We start from the raw sequence: 24,325 nt of genomic DNA, 5'->3' as shown, positions 1-24,325 counted from the left end.
ATGGAATATGTACAAAAGAAACCAGCATGTGCTGATTTCTTTTGCACATGAAAAACTAAAAATTAGAAGTTCATTACTTTGTTAACAGCTTCAACAATATCTTTATGGTTTGGTAACCATACGCTCTCAGCTTGAGAGAATGGGAATACTGTATCAGCAGCTGCAACACGTACAACTGGAGCTTCTAAGTTTAAGATTGCACGGTCGTTAATTTCCGCTACAACGTTAGCTGCAATACCAGCTTGTTTTTGAGCTTCTTGAACTACAACTACGCGGCCTGTTTTTTCAACAGAAGCGATGATTGTTTCGATATCTAATGGTTGAACTGTACGTAAGTCAACAACCTCTAAAGAGATACCTTCTTTTTCAAGTTCTTCAGCAGCTTTTAATGCAGCATGAACCATAGCACCATAAGCGATAACAGATACATCTGTACCTTCACGTTTGATGTCAGCTTTGCCTAAATCAATTGTGTAATCACCTTCTGGTACATCTTGACGGAATGAACGGTACAATTTCATATGCTCTAAGTAGATAACTGGATCGTTGTCACGAATCGCAGAGATTAAAAGACCTTTTGCATCGTATGGAGTAGATGGAATAACAACTTTTAGACCAGGTTGTTGTGCCACTAATCCTTCTAAGCTATCAGCATGTAGTTCAGGAGTATGAACACCACCACCGAATGGAGAACGAATTGTTACTGGAGCAGTCCAACGTCCACCAGAACGGTAACGCATACGAGCTAATTGACCAGAAACTGAATCCATTACTTCATAAATGAAACCGAAGAATTGGATTTCTGGAACTGGACGGAAGCCTTCAAGTGCAAGTCCAACTGCAAGTCCACCAATACCAGACTCTGCAAGTGGAGTATCCATTACACGATCTTCACCGAATTCAGCTTGTAAACCTTCAGTAGCACGGAATACTCCGCCGTTTACACCAACGTCTTCACCAAACACAAGTACGTTAGGATCATTTTTCATTTCAACGCGTAAAGCATCAGTGATTGCTTGAATCATTGTCATTTGAGCCATGGCTTACTTCGACTCCTTTTCTTTGTAAATTTCATATTGTTCAGCTAAGTTGTAAGGCATTTTTTCGTACATGATTTCCATTAAATCAGTAACTTTTTGTTTTGGAGCTTGGTCAGCCTTAGCAATTGCTTGTTTGATATCTTCTTTTGCTTCTTCGATAACTTTCTCTTCAACTTCTTGAGACCATAGGCCTTTGTTTTCTAAGAATGCACGGAAGCGTACGATTGGATCTTTTTGTTCCCATTCGTTTTCGATATCTTTTGTACGGTAACGAGTTGGGTCATCACCAGCCATTGTATGTGGACCATAACGGAATGTTAAAGTCTCGATTAAAGTAGGACCTTCGCCATTTACTGCGCGCTCACGAGCGAAAGCAGTTGCTGCGTATACAGCTAATGGATCCATACCGTCTACTTGAATTCCGTAAATACCTGCTGCTACTGCTTTTTGTGCTACAGTTTTAGCTGCAGATTGCTTTTCTACTGGAGTAGAGATTGCATAACGGTTGTTTTGTACAACGAAGATTGCTGGAGCTTTGAATGCACCCGCAAAGTTCATACCTTCGTAGAAGTCACCTTGTGAAGCACCACCGTCACCAGTGTAAGTAATTGCAACAGATTTTTTACCACGTAATTTCATACCTAACGCAACACCAGCAGTTTGGATGATTTGCGCACCGATAATGATTTGTGGAGCAAGTGCATTTACATTCTCAGGCATTTGGTTACCCATGAAATGTCCACGAGAGAATAAGAATGCTTGGTATAATGGTAGACCGTGCCACACTAATTGTGGAACGTCACGATATCCTGGTAAGATGAAATCTTCTGCTTCAAGTGCGAAATGACTTGCTAATTGAGAAGCCTCTTGTCCAGCAGTTGGTGCGTAGAAACCTAAACGTCCTTGACGGTTTAAAGAAATAGAACGTTGATCTAGTACGCGAGTATACACCATACGGCGCATTAATTCTTTTAATTGATCATCAGATAATTCAGGCATAGCTGCTTCATTCACAACTTCGCCTTTTTCATTTAAAATTTGTAATGTTTCAAATTGAGCTGCGATAGCTTTCATTTGCTCATCAACATTAAATAGGGTCTTTTTTGTTTTAGTACCCATTCCGTTCACCTCTTCCTCTCTTGAACCATATTCTGAAACGCTTTCACTATCTATTAGCTAGACTGAAAGCGCAACAATGTAAACCAACAAATTTGTTTGTCGGTTGAGAATAATTTTGTGTACCTAACAATCTGTACTAATGTTTTTTCAAAAACATATTAATACAATCTTGATCACGTTTTTTAGTTTACAACTATTCTAATTACGATGTCAATTACTTTGAATACGTTTTTTTATAAATAATATGCCGGTTTCCTCTACACAAACGTGTTTTTATTTTTCACATCTGTATTAGTAAGCAATAACCTGCTGTTATATTATTCCCTTTTTAACTTATTTTTTCTCTTAGAATAATATGTAAACGATTTAATTCTCCTTAGTTTTTCTCTCTTCTCAAGAAAATTATACAAACACTTCTTCCTTTTATAGGTAAATACCTATACATTTCTGATCATTCCTCCATACATTATAGTAACCGCAGTATTAGCGGGAAATGATAAAGGAGGTCATCTCATGTACGGATACTCATATTGCTATCCAACAACTTGTTCATATCCTTCCTACGGTTATGGCGGTTCTTGTGGCGGATCTGGAAGCGGCTTCGCCTTAATCGTTGTGTTGTTTATCCTTTTAATTATCGTTGGTGCTGCTTGCATTCGCTAATTAATGTAAAATGAAACAACTATGGAAAGAAACAGACGGCTTTGCCGTCTTTTCTTTTTATTACATAACTTATCTGTAGAAGATTTGTTTCCAAGTAGCTCTTCCTTACTTGCCGATGACTTTTTTTATCTCCTTTGGTAGACTAAAGGAGAAAGGAGAGATTACATATGCTTACAATGAATGAGGTAATTCGTGAAGGAAATCCTATTTTGCGCGACGTCGCAGAAGAGGTCTTCTTACCTGCTAGCGAGGAAGATACAAATACTCTTAAAGAAATGATTGAATTTGTAATAAATAGCCAGGACCCTGAAATGGCTGAAAAATATAATTTACGCCCCGGAATCGGATTAGCGGCTCCGCAAATCGGTATTTCAAAGAAAATGATTGCGGTTCATGTAACTGATACGAACGATACGTTATATAGCTACGCATTATTTAACCCAAAAATCATTAGTCATTCTGTTGAACGTACATATTTACAAAATGGTGAAGGCTGTCTATCTGTAGACCGTGAAGTACCTGGTTATGTCCCTCGTTACACGAGAATTACAGTAAAGGCAACAACGATTAACGGTGAAGACGTAAAACTGCGATTAAAAGGTTTACCAGCAATTGTATTCCAACATGAAATCGACCATTTAAACGGTGTTATGTTCTATGACCATATTAATAAAGACAATCCATTTGTGGCTCCCGATGATTCAAAACCTCTCGAGCGCTAATAGTAAAAAGGCGGAAGTTAACCTTCCGCCTTTTTATTATATGAAATGGGTTCCACACTTACTTATAACAAGCCAGCCCACTTTAATCCGTGATAAATACCGTCTTCATTAACATCTTTTGTCACATAATTAGCAAGTTTTTTCAAATCCTCATGACCATTCCCCATCACAATGCCCGTTCCTACTGCTTCAATCATTTCTAAATCATTTAATCCGTCCCCAAATGCATATACTTGTTCACGATTAAATCCTATTTTCTCAATAAACTTCTCAATCCCTTTTGCCTTAGAACCACCATTAGGAATAATATCCATTGAATATGCATGCCAGCGTATAAAATGAAAATCTGGATAATGATGAATAAACTTTTCTTCTTCGTTTACTTCACAAAAAAGAAGTGTTTGATAAATATCGCGTTTCTCATAAAAATCAGGTTCATATGCCGGATGCTCGAATTGTAAGCTTCCAAAACCTTCTTTTACATAATCATGATATTCCACTGACGCTCTCATTTCTTGATGGTCAAGATATACAAGTGGATATCCTTCTTGTTTTGCAAACTGAGTAAACTTATGTAGAGCATCCGGATGTAATGGATTATTAAATAATACCTCATCCTCAAATACAACATACTGCCCGTTAAAACTAACATAATTATGTATATTGAGTTCCTCACGAATATCTTCAAACATAAATGGCGCACGCCCTGTCGCAATCGCTACATGCACACCTTTTTCTTGTAAATCTCTTACTGCATCTCTTGTAGATTGCGGAATTTTCTTATCATGATCTAATAATGTTCCATCAATATCAAAAAAGACAATTTTATCATTCATTTGTCAAAATCCTTTCTGGCACTCTATATTCCTATTTTGATTATCACTTTTCAAATTTCAAAAAAAAGTATAACATATTAAACATCTGTGAAGAAAGCGTTCACTTTCTGACCTTATTTATGAAATGTGCATATACTATTAGTGAAAAAATGTGGATACTTGTTCGGATGAATTTTCTTTTCTATTCTTCCTCATACTATATCTATAACTAACGGCTACTAATCGTTACTACAAGATAACTTACACTATACTAAAAAGAACAAGATTCACTATTCACTTCTAATCTTCTTTCTTGTATGAGAGACGGAGTTATCATTAGTAATATGCATGTTTAAAATAAGGAAAGGAAGGAGTAATCATGCTGAAGAAGCTGAAGAAAAAGCTCAAGCGTTATTTAAACGATTTAGTCCGTAAGAAGACAATCGCTTAAATTGTGCCCATTTCGGGCTTTTTCTTCATTCTCATTCGAAAAAACATGAAAATCATGACTGTTTGCTTTATAATAAGTAACAGATAATGCAAAACATAGACAAGGAGAGGTTTTCCCAATGATTTTTAAAGTATTTTATCAAGAAAAATTAACTGAGGTCCCAGTACGTGAAAATACAAAAGTTTTATATTTAGAGGCTACGTCTCAAAAGGATGTTCGTAAAAAATTAAATAAGTTCGCATATAATATCGAGTTCGTTCAGTCTGTTACTGGTGCTCATCTTGAATATGAAAAACAAAACGCTGATTTAATATTAGCGGAGATCGTATAGTCATATGAAATTCCTAAAAAATGATCAAGCTGCCGTTTTTGCCCTCGGTGGTCTTGGTGAAATCGGTAAAAATACATATGCTGTTCAATTTCAAGATGAAATTATTATAATTGATGCTGGAATTAAATTTCCAGAAGACGAACTCCTAGGGATCGATTATGTAATACCAGATTACACTTATTTTGTGCGAAACGAAGATAAAATTAAAGGGTTATTCATTACACATGGTCACGAAGATCATATCGGTGGAATTCCCTATCTATTACGTCAAGTAAACATTCCAATTTACGGCGGAAAATTAGCAATTGCCCTAATAAAAAACAAATTAGAAGAGCACGGATTACTTCGTAAAGCAAAACTTTATGAAATTCAAGAAGATGATGTTATTAAATTTAAAAAGACATCTGTTTCCTTCTTCCGTACAACTCACAGTATTCCGGATTCATACGGAGTTGTTGTGAAAACACCTCAAGGACAAGTCGTTCATACAGGTGATTTCAAATTTGATTTCACACCAGTAGGTGAGCCAGCAGATTTAACAAAAATGGCCGAAATCGGAAAAGACGGTGTACTTTGTCTCTTATCTGATAGTACAAACAGTGAAGTGCCAAACTTTACGATGTCTGAGCGCCGCGTTGGTGATAGTATTCAAGATATATTCCGCAAAGTAGACGGTCGTATTATATTCGCAACCTTTGCATCGAATATCCATCGCTTACAACAAGTTGTTGAGGCTGCTGTTGAAAACAATCGTAAAGTAGCTGTATTCGGTCGAAGTATGGAAGCGGCTATTGAAATCGGACAAAACCTTGGTTATATCCGGTGTCCAAAGGATACATTCATAGACACAGCTCAGCTAAACCGCCTACCAGCTAATAAAGTTGTTATGTTATGTACAGGTAGTCAAGGGGAGCCGATGGCAGCACTTTCACGTATTGCCAATGGTACACATCGTCAAATTCAAATTATCCCTGGCGATACAGTTGTTTTCTCTTCTTCACCAATCCCAGGCAATACAATTAGTGTAAGTCGTACAATTAACATGTTGTACCGCGCTGGTGCTGATGTAATCCATGGTAAACTCTCAAATATTCATACGAGTGGACACGGTGGACAAGAAGAACAAAAGTTAATGCTACGTCTTATTAAGCCGAAATATTTCATGCCAATTCATGGTGAATATCGTATGCAACGTATGCATATGAAATTAGCGAATGATTGTGGTATTCCAGAAGAAAATTGTTTCATTATGGATAATGGAGATGTTCTTGCTTTACGTTCTGATGAAGCAAGTGTAGCTGGGAAAATCCCATCTGGCTCTGTCTATATCGATGGAAATGGTATTGGAGATATCGGTAATATCGTATTACGTGATCGTCGCATTCTTTCTGAAGAAGGACTTGTTATTGTAGTTGTAAGCATTGATATGAAAGAATTTAAAGTTGCAGCAGGACCTGATATCATCTCGCGTGGTTTCGTTTATATGCGTGAAAGCAGCGATTTAATCAACGATGCTCAAACATTAATTACAACACATTTAGAAAAAGTAATGGAGCGAAAAACAACACAATGGTCTGAAATTAAAAATGAGATTACAGACACATTAGCACCATTCCTATACGAAAAAACGAAACGTCGTCCAATGATTTTACCAATCATTATGGAAATATAAGAAAAAGGACAATGCCTCCTCGGCATTGTCCTTTTCTCTTATCTTAAAAAATGCTTAAAACGATCTACTTCATCGTCATGACCAATTACAATTAATATATCTCCCGCCTGAACGTTTTCTGTAGCTCGAGGAGATACGATAACTTCTTTTCCACGTTTAATTGCTACAATGTTCAAACCAAACTTCGCACGAATATCTAATTCAATTAAAGAGTGCCCATCAATTTTTTTATTTGCGATAATCTCTACAATACTATGCTCATCTGAAAGCTCTAGGTAATCTAACACATTACTTGATGCGATATTATTAGCAATCCTTTTTCCCATATCTCGTTCTGGATGCACAATATGATCTGCCCCTATTTTACTTAACACTTTTTCATGATAGTCATTTTGAGCTTTTACAGTAATATTTTTCACACCTAATTCTTTCAAAATTAACGTTGTTAAAATACTTGAATTCAAATTATCTCCAATAGCAACGACTACATGATCAAAATTACGAATACCAAGACTTTTTAATACCATCTCATCTGTTGAATCTGCAATTACAGCATGCGAAGCTATATTTGCAAACTCATTAATTTTATCCTCATCTGAGTCAATTGCCATTACTTCCATACCTAATTGAGCTAATTCACGGCAAATACTTCCACCAAAACGGCCAAGCCCAATAACAGCAAATTCTTTCTCTTTTTCGCCCACAGGAATTCCTCCAATAACATCAAATACTATGTACTTTTATTGTAACATACTTTAAATTCGCTACAAAAACCTGTATATACTTCTTATTTTTGTTTTTGCATATAAAAATACTGTTGTAAATAAAACGCGATACCGAAAATTAACATACCAAATACAAATATATTTCCAAATGAACTAAATGTTTCAAAAACGAACAATAGCGTTTCTTGTCCGAAAAAAGCAAATAAAAGTTGTGTAAATGCGAATAACAGTGCCAATATGTAATGATGTTGATGGAATAAATAATGTGTTGCGCCTAAAAAAGCTACAAGCGAAACAATGAAGATCCACCAAGTTTCTAAAAACAATTGCCAATTAGTAAATTGATATCCATTTACTAATATCGCAATAATTCCTATAACTGCCATCGTCGGCACACTCCATAATAATGCACGCCCTCTAAAGAAGTGCGCACCTTTTGCATCTCCTTTTTCATTTGCGATGTATGTTAGCACGACAGTACTTATATACAAAACAGAGAGGATTGTTAAAACAATGATAAGCCAAAAATGTAATTGATAATATTCATGTTCTATATTCGTCACAATTGCAGCTAACATACATGGAATAAACATCCCTGTCCAACCATCTATTTTTCTTTCGTTCCAAAACACCGTATTACCAATCCGAATTCCTAATAGCATAAAAATAATGATACCTAGTACAAATAACGTAGTCTTATTCCCTACTAAACTCGTTGAGAAAGCAATTAATCCAATAAATAAAAAAAGAACAAATCCATTCATAATTTCTAGTACAGGTGACAAATATCTTTTCACCCATTTGTATGTTTCTTCATATTCACTATTATTTGCTAAACGATAGGCGTAAAAACTTATCCCAAAATAAACCGCCGCAATAATAACATATGCATATAAGACGAAACATAAAATCGCACTGCTAATTTGCACGTAATTCCCCACCCTTTTTTCTATGTATCACATTGATTTTACACACTTTTCATACTAAAAGTAAACATATATAGGGTAGTTAAATAATTATCTTCCCTATTAGCAATAATTAATAATGAGCAGTGGCTAAAAAACCCCTGCTCATTATTAAGACGTCAAATTTAACTTTACTCATTTGTATGAAGATGTCTAACACTAACGAATACGAAAGATGTTTTCGTCTCTGAACTAAGAAGTCCCCACTCTAAACTATTGCACAATTAGCGAGTAAGTTCACTTTCTATTTCCCTTCCACTTCACATATTGATTTAAAAATACAATTGCTTTCTCAATAACCTCTTCGTCTGGTTTTAATTTCGCATGATGTAAACCATATTCTGAATTTACTCCAAGCCAAAACATAAATCCAGGTATCTCTCGAAGCATATAACCAAAGTCTTCACCTGTCATTGCCTCCGTACACGTAATTACGTCCATAGTCGTTTGTTCACGTGTAAATTGCATAAACTCTCTCGTTAGCTCCTCATGGTTATACACTTGATGATACATCGCTCCGTAGTCAATAACAGCTTCACATTGAAAAGAAGCTTCTATTCCCGCAACAATTGCCTCAATTCGGCTTTTAACACGTTTCATTGATTCCACTGATAGCGTTCGAATTGTTCCTTCTAAACGAGACTTTTCTGCGATAATGTTTTGAACTGTACCACCTGTAATTTTCCCAATTGTAATTACCGCACTGTCAAGAGGGTTCACATTACGACTAATAACTGATTGAAGTTGTGTAACGAGATGACTCGCTGCAACAATCATATCATTTGCTGTATGCGGATATGCAGCATGTCCACCTTTTCCTTTTAAATCAACGTATAGCTCTGATGTATTCGCAAATAATAAACCTTCTTTTGTCGCAATTGTTCCCACAGAGTATTCAGGCGCAATATGAAGTCCAAGAATCATATTCGGCTTCCATTCTTTTAACTCATCGCTTTCTAACATAGGAAGTGCACCACCTGGACCTTCTTCAGCTGGTTGGAATATAAACACAAGATCATCATCTATTCTTTCGCTTACAGCCGCTGTTAGAAGTCCTAAACCGATTGTTGCATGCAAATCATGTCCACATGCATGCATCATTCCTTCATGGACAGAAGAGAATTCATATCCAGTTTCCTCTGTAATTGGTAGACCGTCTATATCTGCACGATAACCTATTATTTTTTCTGGATTTTTTCCATTTACTTTAACAATTACACCTGTTTTCCATGTTTTCACTTCCAAATATTCATTAGGAAGCGTTCCTATATAATCTAAAATATACTGTTGTGTTTTCCACTCTTTAAATCCGATCTCCGGAATTTTATGTAAATCTCTACGAACTTGGACAAATTTGCTTACTGTCATTTTTGCACCTCTATCTATAAAAAGCGTAAGAGCACATTCATGCTCTTACGCTTTTTATTTTTTATTTCTCTGGGTTTAATTGACGAAGCTCTTGTTTAATTTCAGTTTTTGCTTTTGTCTTCTCATCAATTTCTTTAATTACACGTGCCGGAGTCCCCGCAACAACTGTATATGGAGGCACATCTTCTGTTACAACAGCTCCTGCTGCTACAACTGCACCTTTACCTACTGTAACGCCTTCTAGAACAACTACATTTGCACCAATTACAACATCATCTTCAACGATAACTGGTTTTGCAGAAGGTGGCTCAATAACACCGGCAAGTACAGCACCTGCACCTACGTGACAGTTCTTACCAACTGTTGCACGTCCACCAAGCACTGCATTCATGTCGATCATAGTACCTTCACCAATTACAGCACCGATGTTAATTGTTGCATTCATCATGATAACAGCGTTGTCACCAATTTCTACATGGTCACGAATAATCGCGCCTGGCTCAATACGAGCTTTAATACCTTTTAAATCAAGCATTGGAATTGCAGAATTACGACGGTCATTCTCAACTACATAGTCAACAATGTGCTTGTTATTTTCATCAAGAATTGTCTTAATTTCAGACCATTCTCCGAATAATACACCAGATTTTTTATTTACAAATGCTTGTACTGTTTCAGGGAATGTTACCTCTTTTAGATCCCCTTTTATGTATACCTTTACAGGAGTTTTCTTTTCACTGTTTTGAATAAACGAAATAATTTCGTTAGCGTCCATCATTTTCATTCTTGTTGCCTCCTAAATCCATTTATAATGTTACTCTACCAAACGATAGAGCCAGTAGCAAGACAATAATCTTATTTTTCCATTTGAATTTCTTCTATAATTTCTAAAAATGCTTGTACTTGCTTCAACTGCCTTGCCGAGTCACTCGTCAATAACCATGTTTCTCTCGTTAATTGAACAGGTGTTTTATACATATTTTCCTGCACTTCTTTTAAAACAGTCGAAGGTAAAAGAGCATAACCTATTCCATTTAAAACAAGCTGTTTGCACGTTTCAATTTGGTCAACTACAATCGTTCGCTTAGGTGGATTTGAAAATAATCCATACCACCAATTTTGTATTTGTCCATAGTAGGTCGAATCACTTTTAAATTGAATAAATGGTCTATTTGTCTCTTTTAACATCGAAATATCTTTTATTTCTTTATCGACTAAATATAATTCATCTTCAAATAATTGTTGTTTCTGCCCTTTGTATTCTTGTGATCCTCTCAGTATAGCAACATGAACGTCTCCTTCATAAAATTGCTTTTGCACTTCACTACTCCAGCCAGTAAACAGAGATATCTTCACAGAAGGATACTTATGCACAAATTTTTTCAAAACAGGTGGAAGCCAATATTGCCCAATGACTGATGCAACAGCTATTTTTAACGTACCGTATGTTTCGGTTCTAAAAAGAGCCAGTTCACTTTTAATACCCTCTTCCCGTTGTAACATTTCTTTTGCATAATTTGCAACTTTTTCCCCTTCAGGTGTAATTGTTAATCCTTTTTGTGAACGAATAAAAAATTTCATTCCCCATTGTTTCTCCATAGATTGTAATCGTTGACTAAGCGCAGGTTGGGAAACAAATAAACGTTCCGCCGCTTTTCTCATATTTGATTCCTGAGCTAACACAACCATCATTTGAAAATCATCAATTTGCAACTTTCTCCCTCTTTCCTTAGCTTCCATACACCTAATTTTAATAAGCATTTCATCCTTAATTTAATTGCATACTTTTATACATTAGAACGGTTTGTTAGTTCAAACTTTTCTTATGCTTTATGTCTTTTTAAATATAATACATACACAACTGATATGCACGAAAAAAAGTGACTTCGCCTTTTCTGTGAAGTCACTTTCCCTACGTTATCGATTATGCTGTCTCACTTTTTTATTCAACAATTTTAAAATAGCCCGCCGTGTTAAAATACCCTCGAAGTAACCTTCTTCATTGACAGCGCAAATAAAAGGATGATCAATTGTCATTTCTAAAGCTTTTGCAAAAGAATCTTCTAACATAAGAACTGGAATCTCTTCCTTCATCACTTGTTCCACTTTCATATTCTCAAGCCTTTCAAACTCAATGCGCTCTAATCCTAAAATACCATCTAAAATCATAGCAGTACTAATTAACCCATGTAGTTTATACATAGGGTCTAAAACAGGAATCGCCGAATATCCAGATTTCACAAGAACGAGTAAAGCATGTTCTAGACCATTCCCTATTTGTACATGTGCTACTTTATCTGATGAAATCATTAAATCCTTCACAAGAATTTGTTGAAACTCGTCTTTCGGAATACTAATCATGTTACATCCCCCATTTTCCCTTTTTCCTGCTAATATTCTCCGATCCTATTCACATTTTATGATAGCGTTTTCATATTATTATTTTGTCCTGACATTCTTCTAATAAAAATAAAAATACATAACTATTTTAGCATATAACATAAAAAAAAGACTACCATTCCGGTAGTGCTTAATACCCTTTATTTTTTAATCGGTAAAACAATCTTGTGATTTTTTTATATTGCGTCACATCTGTCTGTTTTAAACCATTCTCAATGTCTGTAAGCTCCACCGCTAAAATTTCGCTCGCGTAATTTTGCTGAAACAGAATATCCAACAATAAATTTTCTTCTTCTCTTGTTAAAACAAATTCCTTTTCCATATGCTCCTCTCCTTGCACTCGCATCATCACTCTCATTATATAAATTTTTCAGTCTATTTAACAGATGTAATATTCAGTTTTTGTTAGAAACACTTAACGACTGCGAATATATAGACATCATTTCACATTATTTTGTATATCTGTTTGCGTAACTAAATGCCGCATAAGCATCTGGTTTAATTTTTGCTGTTAATCCCATTGCTTGAATTTTCATCGTCATATCTAAAATAAATTCTTTTGTTAAACCATCATTCCCGATATCTAAATGAATTTCCATTATGAATCCTGCTCCATCTTGAGCGTATGGGTGCAATAAATCCCATATCGCTTGTATATGATTGGGAGTAAATAGATAGGCGATTTCTTGACTAAACTGTGTTTCTAAATATATTTTCTCTCGCAACGTTGCTGGCTTATTTTTCACTGATTTATGATGCAAACATCCCCATGCTCCTTTTCCAACACGATGAATATGTATCGCTGTAATAAACCTCGTATCCTTTTGATGCGCTTGTGAGTCTGTCCCAATAGATAATCGATATAAATTTCGCGGATCCTTTTCAATGAAACTACAAATACGGTTAAATACCATATCAAAATTCAAATGTCTCTCTGAAACATTATAAAATGTATACTCACCGTCCACATAGTCACGTCCTTTCAATTAGACAGACTTTTCGTATTCTCATTGTATGGGACAAAAACAAAAATTATAACTTACTACCCTTTATTCGTTTCAATATTTCGAATTACATAATTACAAAACCTACATGTATAAATTACATTTTGATTAGACTGGGCGGTTAATACGTGATTAATTTCAGCATGACTGTGACAATTAGGACAAATAACAATCGGTAAGCGTTCCATCCTTTGCACCTCCTATTAATATTTACTATCATTGTAGGAAAAATAAAAAATTCCTATACATATACATTTGTAAAAACTCTTTTATTTAATCGTGACTTAAATTACAACTTCTACTACTTATATAGCCCATTAATTAATATAACTAAAAAAGGTACCGCCATTTGGCAGTACCTTTTTTATATGTATCAAGAAATGATATCGTAAATCTCAATTGCAACCATATCGATGTTATCGAATTGATACACTTGAGGTTTTTCACCTTGTTGATACACTTCTAACTCATACATTTCACTTTTATCGAAAAATTTCACGCTACATTTGCGCTCACCGTTCACTTCAAAATAGCGTTGTGCTACTTCACCGCTTTCAGCTTGTTCTTGTAGACTAACAAGTCGAGTTAAAATTCCTTGGAGTAGAGACATGAAATCTCTCCTTTCTCTGATCTTCCTACCAATAGGTTTTACAGCTATACTCATTCTATCCGTCATAACAGAAAAAACGTTCCACAATCTAGGATAAAGGTTCTTGGCAAGAAACTCAACTAAAATTTGTCGAAATAAGAAGTAAAAAGATGAAAGAGCATCTTTTTACTTCTTTATTGCGCTTTTTATACTGGCAGAATATAATAAACAACAGAAAAAGGGAGGAATTACAATGAAAAAAATTGAGGTTTATACACAACCTGATTGTCCACCTTGTACCATTGTAAAAGAATTTTTAAAACATAATAACGTTGTATATGAAGAATTTGACATAAAAAAAGACGCTGCTGCACGCAATCGTCTTTTATATGACTATGAATCCTATTCAACTCCAACAGTTGTAATTGACGAAGAAGTTGTGGCAGGTTTTCAAATTGAAAAATTACAACAGCTACTCGGTATAGAATAGGAATAGGCGACACCTATTCCTATTCTCATAATTGTTGTAACCTTTTTATTTCAGTCAACAGTTCCTGACTTTCATGATACCCTGCTAATTTCCATTTTCCATTATCCTTTTGCAATGTCACAATTTGATATTGTCCACTCTTTGTCCGCTCATAGACATATAAATTTTTATGTTCTTCATCATAAGACATTTTTGTTTCTGAATTAAAAGAAAACGGAGCTTCTTTTGCTGGAAGTAAATATTCACCACTTTGTTTTTCATTTCTACTGTTTTCATCTGTAAAAACTTGAAGGAAATTATTTGTAAAATATGGTGATAACGTCTCTATCATCTTATTCATAGGTATTTGCTTCCCGCGGATTGAAAATTGCGTCTCATAACCTTTTTGTATCGTTGTAAACACTTCTTTCCGATCCACCTTCACTTCTTCTTTTCCTAAAACAGTTGTGACACTATAGCCAACTAGAAAGGCAACACATATAAATAGAACAAACCATATTCCATATTTCTTCATTTTTTCACCTTCCTTTTAAAAGAGCTTGTCTTTGTAGTATTCATTGTAACAATGATTATGCAAAGAAAGGGATGATTTCGTTCGTAAAATCTTTACAACGATAGACAGCATTTTCATCATCATTTTCACTATTACCAATTTATGATAAAAACAAACAAAAAAATACACGAATCTCTTCGTGCATTAAAATAAAACATCTTCTTCATATAAATATTCGTACGATAAATCTATAAATAAAAAGTTTTCATCATCAATCGGGAATGAAAATGTTCGTACCATTTCACCAGTTTCGATATCAGCATATAAATCTGAAAGTCTTGCCTTATTCTCAAAACGCATTTTCATTATATTTTCTAGAAAATACGGGCGCCAGCTCCAGTTCTTCATATAATACTCTGGCATAATGATCCATCCACCATCTTTTTTCATAACATTACCCGATTGTTGAAAACCATCTTCATTACAAATAAATATCCGAAAACTATATTGTGATATGCTTTGGCTAAATTGTAATAACCAATCATTTATATCTTCATTCTTTTTTTGTTTTGACAGAACATCACCAATTCGATCACGTAACATCTCTGTTAAATTATAAATTTTTTGCAACTTCTTCTTCTCATGCAGAATAAATTGATGACATTCATTACCAAGTCGCTCTTTTAAAACATTCGTTTCAATAAAATCAGGTAAACATTCTTTCAAATAATTACCTTGATAATATCTACCACCGTTTTTCCAAGCATATTGTAGTTGATAAAAAGCATCAATTTCTTCATATAACAATGTCGCACCAATTCTTCTAGCAAGTAAAGATAAGGAATATAAAATATCTTGATAAGATTGTAAAAGTGCAGTTTGCCTTAAATTTGTTAAATCTACTTTTAAAATATCCGGTGCTAACACGCTAATACGCTCTAAATTACTTGTACCCGTTCCGACTTTATTAATCGAAATTTGAATACCATATGTACGATAATACATGAGTAAATGATTAAATTGTTCTATATCTTCTTTACATTCATGTTCTGTTATTTCCAGAACAATGCGTTGTAAGTTCAAACCTTGTTCTTCATACATCAGCAAAAGTTGAAGTAAACTTTCATCTTCATCATTCATTAATACATTAGCATTCCGATGTATAAATAATAATAATTTTTGATCCGTTTCTAAATACCTATTTAACGCTTTTTCTACGATGATGTTATCCGCTTCAAGTTGGAACTCACTCGGAATAGAATCATCATGGAAGAAAGATGCTAAACTTTGTATGCCCTCTTCTGTTTGAATACGTCCTACAACTTCATATCCAATTACTGTATGCTCATCAGCACTAAAAATAGCTTGATAATAAGGAAGGACTTTATCCAAGTTACTCATTACATCTAATGCATCTATCAACGTGCTTCCCTCCCTTTACTTTTCAAAAATTATAACACGATATTTACGGAAAAATAATAAAAAATCCCTTCAGTTTTCCTGAAGGGATTAGAGGGGTAAAATGCTAAGGGGAATTAGCAATTCTACTATGAAGAAAAAAGAGGTCTTAAATATAACGTATATATCCCCTCTTGTAAACACATTTCTTTTAAGTGTCACAATTTCGTCATATTTTACCACAAAGAAATGAATAAATCATTCGTTTTTTCATCCCTTTTAAAATGGATATTGATGCAAATGCTGGCCACCATCCATTGTCATACAAGTTCCATTTATGTATGCAGCTTCATCTGAACATAAATAATAAGCTAGACCCGCAATTTCTTCTGGTGTACCCATTCTACCAAGTGGAACACTTTGCAATGTACGCTTAGCCATTTCTTCTGAAATCCATAATTTATCGGCACCACCTGTACGTTCAATTGGTCCTGGTGCGATAGCGTTAACTCGTATTCCATATTTACGTCCCCACTCAACAGCAAGAGTTTTTGTCATCGCTAATACACCAGCTTTAGCTGCTGCCGAATGGATAACCCCTGGGCCTGCATCCCATGCATATGTTGCCACCATGTTAATAATATTTCCTTTTATACCTTTCCCAATCCAATATTTCCCAATAGCCTGACTACAATAAAATGTACCATTTAATACAATATTAATTACCGAATTCCAGCCATTCACAGATAAGTCCTCTGCTGGACAAATAAAGTTTCCAGCTGCATTATTTATTAAAATATCAATTCTTCCAAACTTCTCATCAATATGTTCAATCATTTTTTGAATATCATCAGTATTTCGTACATCCATTTGTACAGATAATACTTGCCCTGGAAACTGTTCAATTTCTAACTTTGCTTCTTCTAGCTTTTCTTTTGTACGCCCTGTAATAACAACACGTGCCCCTTCTTTCGCAAAACGAATCGCCATCCCTTTTCCCATTCCACTTGATCCACCTGTTATAATAACTACCTTCTCTTTCACATACATCCCCTCCAAAAAAATGAATACACATTCATTTTATCACTTTATTTGATAGAAATCTTTATATTTTTCAATTTTTCTGATATTTTAACGTAAAGGGGTTTCTTTTCGTTCATTTTTTTCGTAATCTATACTACTTTTTTAGTATTTAAAATATATTTTAAAAAAACTGAAGGGAGATTTGAGTAACCTGTATATGAAGAAAATTACAAGAAGAAATTTTTTGAAATCTGGAATACGCACTTGTCTATATTCATTTATAACCGCAAGTATCGGCTATTATTATGCTAAATATATAGAGCCCTATTTGCTTTCTTTTACGCAACACACACTTAAATCACCGCTCATACCAAAAGGTTTTCATGGTATGAAGATCCTTCAATTTAGCGATTTACATCTAGGATACTATTTCTCTCTCCAACATTTATCTCAAATCGTTTCCAAGATTAATGCTGAAAATCCAGATATTGTCCTTTTTACTGGTGATCTCATTGATGATTACCAAACATATACCGAGGCTTCTTTTGTTGCATCCATTTTAAAGAATATACAGGCACCCTTCGGTAAATTTTCTATTTATGGTAACCACGACCATGGCGGATATGGAACTGAATACTATGATCACATCATGCGCGAATCTGGATTTGAACTTTTGCAAAATAGCGAAAAGCGAATTCGTTTACTGGATAATAGTGAAATTTCTATTTTCGGACTCGATGATATGCTACTGGGTAAACCAAAAATAGCGGAAACTTTACAACATGCAAAACAAAATATTTATACAATTGTTCTCGTTCACGAACCAGATATCGCGCCACAAATCGCTACATATCCAATCAATCTTCAACTTTCTGGTCATAGCCATGGCGGACAAGTACAAATTCCTTTTTTAGGTGCTATTATTACCCCGTCGCTTGCAAAAGAATACATTGAAGGTTTCTATAACATTCAAGGTTTGACTCTCTATGTCAATCGAGGTATTGGAAGAACACGTGTCCCATTCCGCTTTATGTCAAAACCTGAAATTACACTCTTCATCCTACAACATTCGTAACAATTCGCCTATTTCCTTACATATCCTTCCTTGTACGCGCTCATCCACGCTTGGTCCACCATATGATAAAAATGAGTCCAGTAAAGGAGGTTTGTTCATGTATCCATATTATCAACCGATCCCAGTTCGTTCAGCACCTTTTGGCCCAGCAGGCGACTCACGCTTCTTTCCATTTTTCGGTGTTCCATTTCTAGCTGGAATTGCTGGAGGATTGCTAGGCGGAGCATTAGCTTTCGGGCCTAGACCGTTTTATCCGCCTTATCCACCGCCTTTCCCACCACCAGCACCTTTTCCTTGTTACGGAGGGCCTTGTCAACAACCATACTATTATTAATTTAAACCAACCATTCTTCTAACGTTTTTCTCTCAACGAACCGACTCATCACACGCCTATAATAAAAACTATTCTCTCTACTCATCCTTCCATTTTGAGAATATATGAGTAGAGAAAAAAAGTAAAAACCTCTTAAATTCAATAAGAGGTTTTTACTTTTTTCACACTATTCAGCGTCTGTATTTTGATACGCCATCTTAAATAAATTCACTTGGCTATCAATTTCTTCTATACTACTATTAATTATATAATAATAGTCACCATCTTTATTTTGTTCACGTGTTTTCACATTATCAGCTAAAACCAGCTGTAAAATTGCCTTTATTCTCGCTTTCATTTCAATATCTAAAATTGGGAAAGATATTTCTACTCGTTTTTCCATATTTCGCGTCATCAAATCAGCTGAAGATAAATATATTTTTTCATCTCCATTATGATGGAAATAATAAATACGACTATGTTCTAAATATCTTCCAACAACACTAACTACACGAATATTTTCACTTACATTCGGAATCCCAGGTCTTAAACAACATGTCCCTCTAACGATGAGCTCTACCCTTACCCCAGCTTGTGATGCTTCATACATTTTTTTTATTAACGGTTTATCTGTTAACGAATTCATTTTAGCGATAATATATCCATTTCCATATTGTCTATGATAACGGATTTCCTCATCTATTAACTCCATAAACTGCTCTCTTATATCAAACGGAGCAACAGATAAATGATGAAAATGCGGTTTTTTTGTATAACCACTCAAATAATTAAAGAAATTTGTTGCATCTACACCAAAGTCTTTTCGCGATGTAATATATCCAAAATCGGTATACAACTTCGCTGTTGCATCATTATAATTTCCGGTTCCAAGATGTACAAACCTTTCAATTTTTCCGTTTCTTCTTCTTACAACTAACGTAATTTTACTATGCGTTTTCAAGTGACTTACTCCGTAAATAACGTGACATCCGGCCTGTTCCAATTCTTTAGCCCAATGAACATTATTCTCTTCATCAAACCTTGCCTTTAACTCAACCAATACCGTCACTTGTTTTCCTTTTTCAGCTGCTACCTTCAGCGCCTGAATTATTGGAGAATCTCCACTTACACGATATAATGTTTGTTTGATCGCAAGTACATTCGAGTCATCTGCCGCATCACGGACAAAATCAACGACTGGCTGAAACGACTCAAAGGGATGGTGTAATAAAATATCATGTTCTATCGCTTTTTCAAATACATCTTCCTCATCACCTAAATCTTGAGGAGGTTGAGGAATAAGAGCCGGATATACTAGATGTTCATATAAAGGCGCTAATTTTTTATATAAGGAGAATAAACATGTTAAATCTAACGGTCCATCCATCATGTACACATCTTCATCTTTTACTTCTAACACATCATACAATAACGCTAACACTCTTTCATCAATGTGTTCTTTACCAACTTCTAAACGAACGGCAGCTCCCCACTTACGCTTTTTCAATTCTTTTTCAATTACTTTTAATAAATCGCGTGCACCTTCTTCATGGATCGTTAAATCCGCATTACGTGTAATACGGAAACGAGTAACAGGTGATACGTTATATCCTGTGAATAGTTTATGAGTAAAACCACTAATTACATCTTCTAATAAAATAAATTTATGTTTTTGCCCTTCACTCGGTAAAAATATGAAACGCTCCAGTAATGAAGGCACTTGTACAATTCCTAACTTCGTACGATTTTCTTCCTCCGCCTGTTGCTCATCATATAAAATAGTAGCTAAATTCAAACTTTTATTTAATAACATTGGAAATGGACGATACGCATCAATAGATACAGGGGTTAAAACCGGAAATATTTGTTCATCAAAATACTCCTCGATAAATTCCCTTTGCTCTTTCGTCAAATCATGGAATGTTAAACGCTCAATCCCCTCTAGTTCAAGCGCTGGCAATACATAATTTTTAAACGTTTCATACTGCACAGTCATCAACTCATGCGATTTTATCGCAATCTTATTTAACTGTTTCTTTGGTGTTAAACCTGCTTTATTTTCTGGCTGATTAAATCCCGCACTTACTTGATCTTTCAAACCTGCTACGCGCACCATAAAAAATTCATCTAAATTCGAACTAAAAATACTAATAAACTTTAGTCTTTCTAATAGTGGATTATTTTCATCTTGCGCTTCTTGTAGTACACGTTCATTAAATGCTAGCCAGCTTAATTCACGATTATTATAATACGCTGTATCATTTAAATTTACTAAATTCCCCTTTAGTAATTCCATTCGCTTCACACTTCCCTTTGAAACTTTTTTAATATAATTTAATTACTTTTATTTTATCAAATTACAATATTCCAAAGTGTTAATTTTTTGTAAAGACATCCGTACAACCTAACATTTCAATTCGAATACTAAGTTAATATTCGTTTTTAATACTCTTTCAAGTTGTTTTTTTTGTTTTTCCGCTTGAACTTTTTCCGCCAATGCCGATTCTTCACATAAAATCCTGAATGTTAAACCTTCTTTACTTTCCGTTATATATATTGTTTCAACAAGCGATCTTTGTCGTATATTTAAAGCAGCCGAAAATTGTAATACAGCCCCTAATAATCGAATTTTCTTTTGTTCACTTTTATCAAACCATCCTTCAAACAGTGCCAAATGTTGTTTAAATAACATTTTTGATTTATAAGAAGCTATAAGCGCTAATCTAACTCGATCTTTATGCATCATACCATCAATTGTTTTGTTCGCTAGTAAGTAAAATGTATGTAAGCGGCTCGCTTCTTCATCTATATATTTTCCAATATTAAATACTTTCGCTGCTTGATGGAATATTCTCCAGTCTTTCGCTGACATAGAAATGAGTCCAGCTCCTTCAAGTTGTTTGCAGATTAATGTCCCTTGTTTAATAAGTTGAATGACAAATCCCATGTCTAATTCGTATTCATATGACAATAAATGCAAACTCTCTTCTACTACGTTCGGATAATATGAGATCCCCAAATCTTTCGTTAATTCTTCATAGAAAACACCTTCTCTTAATCCTTTTTTACTCAATACAAAAGCCGATGCCTCTATAACGTTAACAAGCATATGAAATACTTCGACCGCTGGGATAATTGTGTCTGCTCGATCTTTTGCTAACCCTTCTAATTTTTGAAGGTCTATGAATGATAATTGTTTTAATTCATCTTTTACATTTTTAATATCGTCTTCTTTCATTTTGTATAAGTGTAATCCAGCTATAGGATAACAAATTAAATTTTGGTGGATTTTCGCCATGTTCCTCGCACTACCCCCAATTGCGATAAGAGGCAATTTTTTATCAATTAACCATGGTAGCGTTCGGAATTGATACCATAAATACCTTCTAATCTCATCTAACTCCTCTGTAGTAGGAATATCATCTTGAATAAATTGTTGCTTTAAAGAAAGTGCTCCAAAAGGAAAGCTATAGTATTCTAAAATTTCTCTATTTCGAAAGTATGTAACTTCTGTACTCCCCCCACCAATATCAACTGTAATTCCTTCTGAAAATGAAGTGGAATTCATAACTGCTAAATAACCGTAACGTGCTTCTTCATATTCTGATAAAACTCTAAGAGTAAAATCTGTTTGCCCTTCAACAAGTTTTTTAATTTCCTCTTGATTCTCAGCCTGTCTAATTGTTGCCGTTGCAACACAAAGTACATGATGCAGCTTATGGAATCGTGTACTTTCTTGAAATTGAAATAATGTTTGTAATAATACTTCTATTCCTTCTTCACTTAATACACCATTTACTAAATAATTTCTTAACCTAGCGACCACTTTCGTATTTTCAATCTCTTTATAAAAACCCCCGCTTTGTTTTTCATAAATAACTAAGCGCATTGTATTAGAACCAATGTCTATAATGGCATATTGTAGTTTTAATATTTCTTTCAAACTTCTCACTCTTTCATTATCAAATTTCTGAAACATATTCTATCACTATTATACAAAATAGTTGTTTTTTATAACAATATTGCTTTAATATTGAAAATATATACAATTACTTTTTGCATATAATAAAAACCCATTTTATTTATGCTATAATAAGGAAAAATTGAAAGGAGATTCAATATGAAACCTTCACAACCCCAATCTCAATTACATAATCAACATTCTATTAATAGACTAGCTCAATCTATTTTCGTTGTGAATCGTCATGCTAAAGCTGCAACTAACCCTAAGTACTTATATTGGTTAAAAAAGACTGCTCTAGAACGCTTAATTACTGAAAAAAAGGCTATCAAAGAAGGATTACATTTTTCTAGAAATCCACGTTTTAGTCAACAACAATCCGATGTTCTTATACGTTTAGGTGATTATTTTTTCCATATCCCTCCTACGAAAGATGATTTTCGCACCCTACCGCATCTTGGTCACCTTGAATCCTCCTATCGAAATCCGAAAACAACCTTATCTTTAACAATAGCAAAAAAAACACTTCAAGATTATATTGGTCCTGAAGCATTAAAACAAGAAAAAAAATTAAGCGAAGCAGTTCCATGGTATAGCCGTACCTATACAAAAAAATAAAACAGTTTGGCCCATATTAGGCCAAACTGTTTTATTTTTTATCTTCCTTAATTTTAATATTCGCTTGTTTATAGAATGCAACTTTTTCTGTATTATATGATTTCGTATATTCATTAAACTTATCTTTTTCTGTCTCAATATCTTTATATGCTTGGTTTACTAACTTTACTTTCTCGCTAATATCTTTTAATTTTGTACCTTTATCTTGTAGCATTGTATATAATTCTTTTTCTTGCTTTAAAGATTTATTATAGCTATCGTACATCTTTTGGAATGAATCATGTCGTTTCTCATAAGTACTCTTTACTTTATCCGCCTGGTCTTTTAATTTATTATCTTCAATTTTCTTCACATGCTTATCGGCTGACTTCACTTCTTCTTGCGCTTTATTTAACGCCTCTTTTTCTTTAATAATAACTTTTTCTCGCTCAGCTGTATTTTTCACCGCTTGATCAAGCTTATCCTTAACAGCCTGATTATTATCTTTTCCTTCTTGGACAATTTGATTATATAATACTTGCCCCTCTTTCTCTAATGACTCTAATTTTTTCGCATCTTCAAACATTGTTTTTTCTTGCTTGGCAGCATTTTCAAATGCAACATATAGCTCCTCTTCTGGTTTTGGGCCGAAACAACCAGCTAGTAAAGTCATTGATAATGCAGTTACAATTGCTAATTTATTATATTTCAACATCTTTTCCTCCTATTAATAAACGACCATCGTGCCAAAAATCCCATGAAAAACATGTAACTTCTTTATCTATTTCACGCTCGCATCTTTTTTACGAAGATCATCAATAATTATTTATACTGCTTGTACAATTTTCGCACTTGAAATTATGTAATGTCTTAAAACATAAAGGTATTTACCTTAATCTTACCTACTGCAAGAAACACTATAATGTTTCACCTGATAAAAGATGATCGTTGACCTCTCACGTCTATCATTCCCTTTCTCACTTTCTATCAAATAACCTCTTTGTCCATTTTACATATTGCAAAGGGGACCTCGCAACTCTTACAAAGATTCTTTTAATTTCTTAAAAAGGAAAAGTGTAGAGCATGTTTTCCTCTACACTTTTAAACTGAA

27 protein-coding genes are annotated in these 24,325 nt (G+C 34.4%); 8 read left to right on the top strand and 19 right to left on the bottom strand.

Annotated elements, in window-relative coordinates:
• Positions 1–62: 62 nt before the first annotated feature.
• A complete protein-coding gene (gene pdhB / locus MR155_RS02865; protein WP_000068162.1) occupies positions 63–1,040 on the bottom strand; it encodes a pyruvate dehydrogenase complex E1 component subunit beta in 978 nt (325 codons plus the stop codon).
• A gap of 3 nt (positions 1,041–1,043) precedes the next feature.
• The gene (gene pdhA / locus MR155_RS02860; RefSeq protein ID WP_000536893.1) at positions 1,044–2,159 is read right to left on the bottom strand and encodes a pyruvate dehydrogenase E1 component subunit alpha; all 1,116 of its coding nucleotides are present in this window, start codon (positions 2,157–2,159) and stop codon (positions 1,044–1,046) included.
• Positions 2,160–2,672: 513 nt separating this feature from the next.
• Here pdhA and MR155_RS02855 point away from each other — a divergent pair.
• Positions 2,673–2,822, top strand: a complete 150-nt coding sequence (locus tag MR155_RS02855; RefSeq protein WP_002014847.1) for a YjcZ family sporulation protein — start codon at positions 2,673–2,675, stop codon at positions 2,820–2,822.
• A 167-nt stretch (positions 2,823–2,989) separates the two neighbouring features.
• Positions 2,990–3,544 carry a peptide deformylase gene (gene def, locus MR155_RS02850; RefSeq protein WP_242307860.1) on the top strand — a complete coding sequence of 185 codons (555 nt, stop codon included), beginning with the start codon at positions 2,990–2,992 and terminating at the stop codon, positions 3,542–3,544.
• 62 nt (positions 3,545–3,606) lie between these two features.
• On the opposite strand, the gene MR155_RS02845 is transcribed toward def, so the two are convergent.
• A complete protein-coding gene (locus MR155_RS02845) occupies positions 3,607–4,380 on the bottom strand; it encodes a Cof-type HAD-IIB family hydrolase (RefSeq protein WP_002014845.1) in 774 nt (257 codons plus the stop codon).
• Positions 4,381–4,928: 548 nt separating this feature from the next.
• On the opposite strand from MR155_RS02845, the gene MR155_RS02840 reads away from it, so the two are divergent.
• On the top strand, positions 4,929–5,141 hold the full coding sequence (locus MR155_RS02840; protein WP_000576436.1) for a DNA-dependent RNA polymerase subunit epsilon: 213 nt from the start codon (positions 4,929–4,931) through the stop codon (positions 5,139–5,141).
• Positions 5,142–5,145: 4 nt separating this feature from the next.
• Complete coding sequence (rnjA, locus tag MR155_RS02835) at positions 5,146–6,813, top strand: ribonuclease J1 (RefSeq protein WP_002033834.1); 1,668 nt, start codon at positions 5,146–5,148, stop codon at positions 6,811–6,813.
• 38 nt (positions 6,814–6,851) lie between these two features.
• Here rnjA and MR155_RS02830 read toward each other — a convergent pair whose 3' ends face one another.
• From MR155_RS02830 to MR155_RS02785, 10 genes are all read right to left on the bottom strand, one after another.
• Entirely contained in the window at positions 6,852–7,517 is a 666-nt protein-coding gene (locus tag MR155_RS02830) for a potassium channel family protein (protein ID WP_000504033.1), read from the bottom strand.
• An 83-nt stretch (positions 7,518–7,600) separates the two neighbouring features.
• Positions 7,601–8,467, bottom strand: a complete 867-nt coding sequence (locus MR155_RS02825) for a hypothetical protein (protein WP_002014843.1) — start codon at positions 8,465–8,467, stop codon at positions 7,601–7,603.
• Between the two features lie 273 nt (positions 8,468–8,740).
• Complete coding sequence (locus MR155_RS02820) at positions 8,741–9,871, bottom strand: N-acetyldiaminopimelate deacetylase (RefSeq protein ID WP_002033831.1); 1,131 nt, start codon at positions 9,869–9,871, stop codon at positions 8,741–8,743.
• A 61-nt stretch (positions 9,872–9,932) separates the two neighbouring features.
• A complete protein-coding gene (gene dapD / locus MR155_RS02815; RefSeq protein ID WP_002014841.1) occupies positions 9,933–10,655 on the bottom strand; it encodes a 2,3,4,5-tetrahydropyridine-2,6-dicarboxylate N-acetyltransferase in 723 nt (240 codons plus the stop codon).
• Positions 10,656–10,726: 71 nt separating this feature from the next.
• A complete protein-coding gene (locus tag MR155_RS02810) occupies positions 10,727–11,611 on the bottom strand; it encodes a LysR family transcriptional regulator (RefSeq protein ID WP_002014840.1) in 885 nt (294 codons plus the stop codon).
• Between the two features lie 177 nt (positions 11,612–11,788).
• Complete coding sequence (cbpB, locus tag MR155_RS02805) at positions 11,789–12,232, bottom strand: cyclic-di-AMP-binding protein CbpB (RefSeq protein WP_002066926.1); 444 nt, start codon at positions 12,230–12,232, stop codon at positions 11,789–11,791.
• Between the two features lie 169 nt (positions 12,233–12,401).
• On the bottom strand, positions 12,402–12,593 hold the full coding sequence (abbA, locus tag MR155_RS02800) for an antirepressor AbbA (protein WP_002145987.1): 192 nt from the start codon (positions 12,591–12,593) through the stop codon (positions 12,402–12,404).
• Between the two features lie 127 nt (positions 12,594–12,720).
• Positions 12,721–13,239, bottom strand: a complete 519-nt coding sequence (locus MR155_RS02795; protein ID WP_002088343.1) for a ribonuclease H-like YkuK family protein — start codon at positions 13,237–13,239, stop codon at positions 12,721–12,723.
• Positions 13,240–13,313: 74 nt separating this feature from the next.
• A complete protein-coding gene (locus MR155_RS02790; RefSeq protein WP_002033828.1) occupies positions 13,314–13,463 on the bottom strand; it encodes a hypothetical protein in 150 nt (49 codons plus the stop codon).
• Positions 13,464–13,648: 185 nt separating this feature from the next.
• Positions 13,649–13,885: a YkuJ family protein gene (locus MR155_RS02785; protein WP_000055151.1), complete on the bottom strand. Its 237-nt coding sequence runs from the start codon at positions 13,883–13,885 to the stop codon at positions 13,649–13,651.
• A 232-nt stretch (positions 13,886–14,117) separates the two neighbouring features.
• On the opposite strand from MR155_RS02785, the gene MR155_RS02780 reads away from it, so the two are divergent.
• Positions 14,118–14,354: a glutaredoxin domain-containing protein gene (locus MR155_RS02780; RefSeq protein WP_002014835.1), complete on the top strand. Its 237-nt coding sequence runs from the start codon at positions 14,118–14,120 to the stop codon at positions 14,352–14,354.
• Between the two features lie 25 nt (positions 14,355–14,379).
• On the opposite strand, the gene MR155_RS02775 is transcribed toward MR155_RS02780, so the two are convergent.
• The 3 genes from MR155_RS02775 to fadH all read right to left on the bottom strand — a co-directional run bounded on the left by MR155_RS02775 (position 14,380) and on the right by fadH (position 17,289).
• Positions 14,380–14,868: a DUF3993 domain-containing protein gene (locus tag MR155_RS02775; RefSeq protein ID WP_002014834.1), complete on the bottom strand. Its 489-nt coding sequence runs from the start codon at positions 14,866–14,868 to the stop codon at positions 14,380–14,382.
• A 183-nt stretch (positions 14,869–15,051) separates the two neighbouring features.
• Positions 15,052–16,269: an EAL domain-containing protein gene (locus tag MR155_RS02770; RefSeq protein WP_002066923.1), complete on the bottom strand. Its 1,218-nt coding sequence runs from the start codon at positions 16,267–16,269 to the stop codon at positions 15,052–15,054.
• A gap of 255 nt (positions 16,270–16,524) precedes the next feature.
• Positions 16,525–17,289 carry a 2,4-dienoyl-CoA reductase gene (gene fadH, locus MR155_RS02765; RefSeq protein WP_033707150.1) on the bottom strand — a complete coding sequence of 255 codons (765 nt, stop codon included), beginning with the start codon at positions 17,287–17,289 and terminating at the stop codon, positions 16,525–16,527.
• A gap of 196 nt (positions 17,290–17,485) precedes the next feature.
• On the opposite strand from fadH, the gene MR155_RS02760 reads away from it, so the two are divergent.
• Both MR155_RS02760 and MR155_RS02755 read left to right on the top strand, forming a co-directional pair.
• On the top strand, positions 17,486–18,343 hold the full coding sequence (locus MR155_RS02760; RefSeq protein ID WP_219303448.1) for a metallophosphoesterase: 858 nt from the start codon (positions 17,486–17,488) through the stop codon (positions 18,341–18,343).
• A 97-nt stretch (positions 18,344–18,440) separates the two neighbouring features.
• A complete protein-coding gene (locus MR155_RS02755) occupies positions 18,441–18,677 on the top strand; it encodes a hypothetical protein (RefSeq protein ID WP_002014830.1) in 237 nt (78 codons plus the stop codon).
• A gap of 166 nt (positions 18,678–18,843) precedes the next feature.
• Here the strand turns inward: MR155_RS02755 and MR155_RS02750 are convergent, their stop codons facing one another.
• Positions 18,844–20,952: a polyphosphate kinase gene (locus tag MR155_RS02750; RefSeq protein WP_002014829.1), complete on the bottom strand. Its 2,109-nt coding sequence runs from the start codon at positions 20,950–20,952 to the stop codon at positions 18,844–18,846.
• Between the two features lie 108 nt (positions 20,953–21,060).
• The gene (locus MR155_RS02745) at positions 21,061–22,635 is read right to left on the bottom strand and encodes a Ppx/GppA family phosphatase (protein ID WP_113937176.1); all 1,575 of its coding nucleotides are present in this window, start codon (positions 22,633–22,635) and stop codon (positions 21,061–21,063) included.
• 141 nt (positions 22,636–22,776) lie between these two features.
• Here MR155_RS02745 and MR155_RS02740 point away from each other — a divergent pair, with 141 nt between their 5' ends.
• A complete protein-coding gene (locus tag MR155_RS02740) occupies positions 22,777–23,235 on the top strand; it encodes a YkyB family protein (RefSeq protein WP_002066920.1) in 459 nt (152 codons plus the stop codon).
• A 31-nt stretch (positions 23,236–23,266) separates the two neighbouring features.
• On the opposite strand, the gene MR155_RS02735 is transcribed toward MR155_RS02740, so the two are convergent.
• Entirely contained in the window at positions 23,267–23,929 is a 663-nt protein-coding gene (locus tag MR155_RS02735; RefSeq protein ID WP_113937175.1) for a YkyA family protein, read from the bottom strand.
• Between the last annotated feature and the right edge of the window lie 396 nt (positions 23,930–24,325).

The organism is Bacillus cereus group sp. BfR-BA-01331 (genome assembly GCF_022663915.1).
GTDB classification, from domain to species: Bacteria; Bacillota; Bacilli; order Bacillales; family Bacillaceae_G; genus Bacillus_A; species Bacillus_A mycoides.
This window is presented reverse-complemented; position numbering and strand designations above follow the sequence as displayed.

What these genes read in the sequence shown, in the direction of transcription:
- MR155_RS02735 (WP_113937175.1), bottom strand. Translation starts at nt 23,929, where the DNA reads ATGTTGAAATATAATAAATTAGCAATTGTAACTGCATTATCAATGACT.
- MR155_RS02750 (WP_002014829.1), bottom strand. Translation starts at nt 20,952, where the DNA reads ATGGAATTACTAAAGGGGAATTTAGTAAATTTAAATGATACAGCGTAT.
- MR155_RS02820 (WP_002033831.1), bottom strand. Translation starts at nt 9,871, where the DNA reads ATGACAGTAAGCAAATTTGTCCAAGTTCGTAGAGATTTACATAAAATT.
- cbpB (WP_002066926.1), bottom strand. Translation starts at nt 12,232, where the DNA reads ATGATTAGTATTCCGAAAGACGAGTTTCAACAAATTCTTGTGAAGGAT.
- MR155_RS02760 (WP_219303448.1), top strand. Translation starts at nt 17,486, where the DNA reads ATGAAGAAAATTACAAGAAGAAATTTTTTGAAATCTGGAATACGCACT.
- rnjA (WP_002033834.1), top strand. Translation starts at nt 5,146, where the DNA reads ATGAAATTCCTAAAAAATGATCAAGCTGCCGTTTTTGCCCTCGGTGGT.
- MR155_RS02840 (WP_000576436.1), top strand. Translation starts at nt 4,929, where the DNA reads ATGATTTTTAAAGTATTTTATCAAGAAAAATTAACTGAGGTCCCAGTA.
- MR155_RS02755 (WP_002014830.1), top strand. Translation starts at nt 18,441, where the DNA reads ATGTATCCATATTATCAACCGATCCCAGTTCGTTCAGCACCTTTTGGC.
- MR155_RS02845 (WP_002014845.1), bottom strand. Translation starts at nt 4,380, where the DNA reads ATGAATGATAAAATTGTCTTTTTTGATATTGATGGAACATTATTAGAT.
- pdhB (WP_000068162.1), bottom strand. Translation starts at nt 1,040, where the DNA reads ATGGCTCAAATGACAATGATTCAAGCAATCACTGATGCTTTACGCGTT.
- MR155_RS02790 (WP_002033828.1), bottom strand. Translation starts at nt 13,463, where the DNA reads ATGGAACGCTTACCGATTGTTATTTGTCCTAATTGTCACAGTCATGCT.
- def (WP_242307860.1), top strand. Translation starts at nt 2,990, where the DNA reads ATGCTTACAATGAATGAGGTAATTCGTGAAGGAAATCCTATTTTGCGC.
- MR155_RS02810 (WP_002014840.1), bottom strand. Translation starts at nt 11,611, where the DNA reads ATGGAAGCTAAGGAAAGAGGGAGAAAGTTGCAAATTGATGATTTTCAA.
- MR155_RS02780 (WP_002014835.1), top strand. Translation starts at nt 14,118, where the DNA reads ATGAAAAAAATTGAGGTTTATACACAACCTGATTGTCCACCTTGTACC.
- dapD (WP_002014841.1), bottom strand. Translation starts at nt 10,655, where the DNA reads ATGAAAATGATGGACGCTAACGAAATTATTTCGTTTATTCAAAACAGT.
- pdhA (WP_000536893.1), bottom strand. Translation starts at nt 2,159, where the DNA reads ATGGGTACTAAAACAAAAAAGACCCTATTTAATGTTGATGAGCAAATG.
- MR155_RS02745 (WP_113937176.1), bottom strand. Translation starts at nt 22,635, where the DNA reads ATGTTTCAGAAATTTGATAATGAAAGAGTGAGAAGTTTGAAAGAAATA.
- abbA (WP_002145987.1), bottom strand. Translation starts at nt 12,593, where the DNA reads ATGGAAAAGGAATTTGTTTTAACAAGAGAAGAAGAAAATTTATTGTTG.
- MR155_RS02740 (WP_002066920.1), top strand. Translation starts at nt 22,777, where the DNA reads ATGAAACCTTCACAACCCCAATCTCAATTACATAATCAACATTCTATT.
- MR155_RS02855 (WP_002014847.1), top strand. Translation starts at nt 2,673, where the DNA reads ATGTACGGATACTCATATTGCTATCCAACAACTTGTTCATATCCTTCC.
- MR155_RS02785 (WP_000055151.1), bottom strand. Translation starts at nt 13,885, where the DNA reads ATGTCTCTACTCCAAGGAATTTTAACTCGACTTGTTAGTCTACAAGAA.
- MR155_RS02775 (WP_002014834.1), bottom strand. Translation starts at nt 14,868, where the DNA reads ATGAAGAAATATGGAATATGGTTTGTTCTATTTATATGTGTTGCCTTT.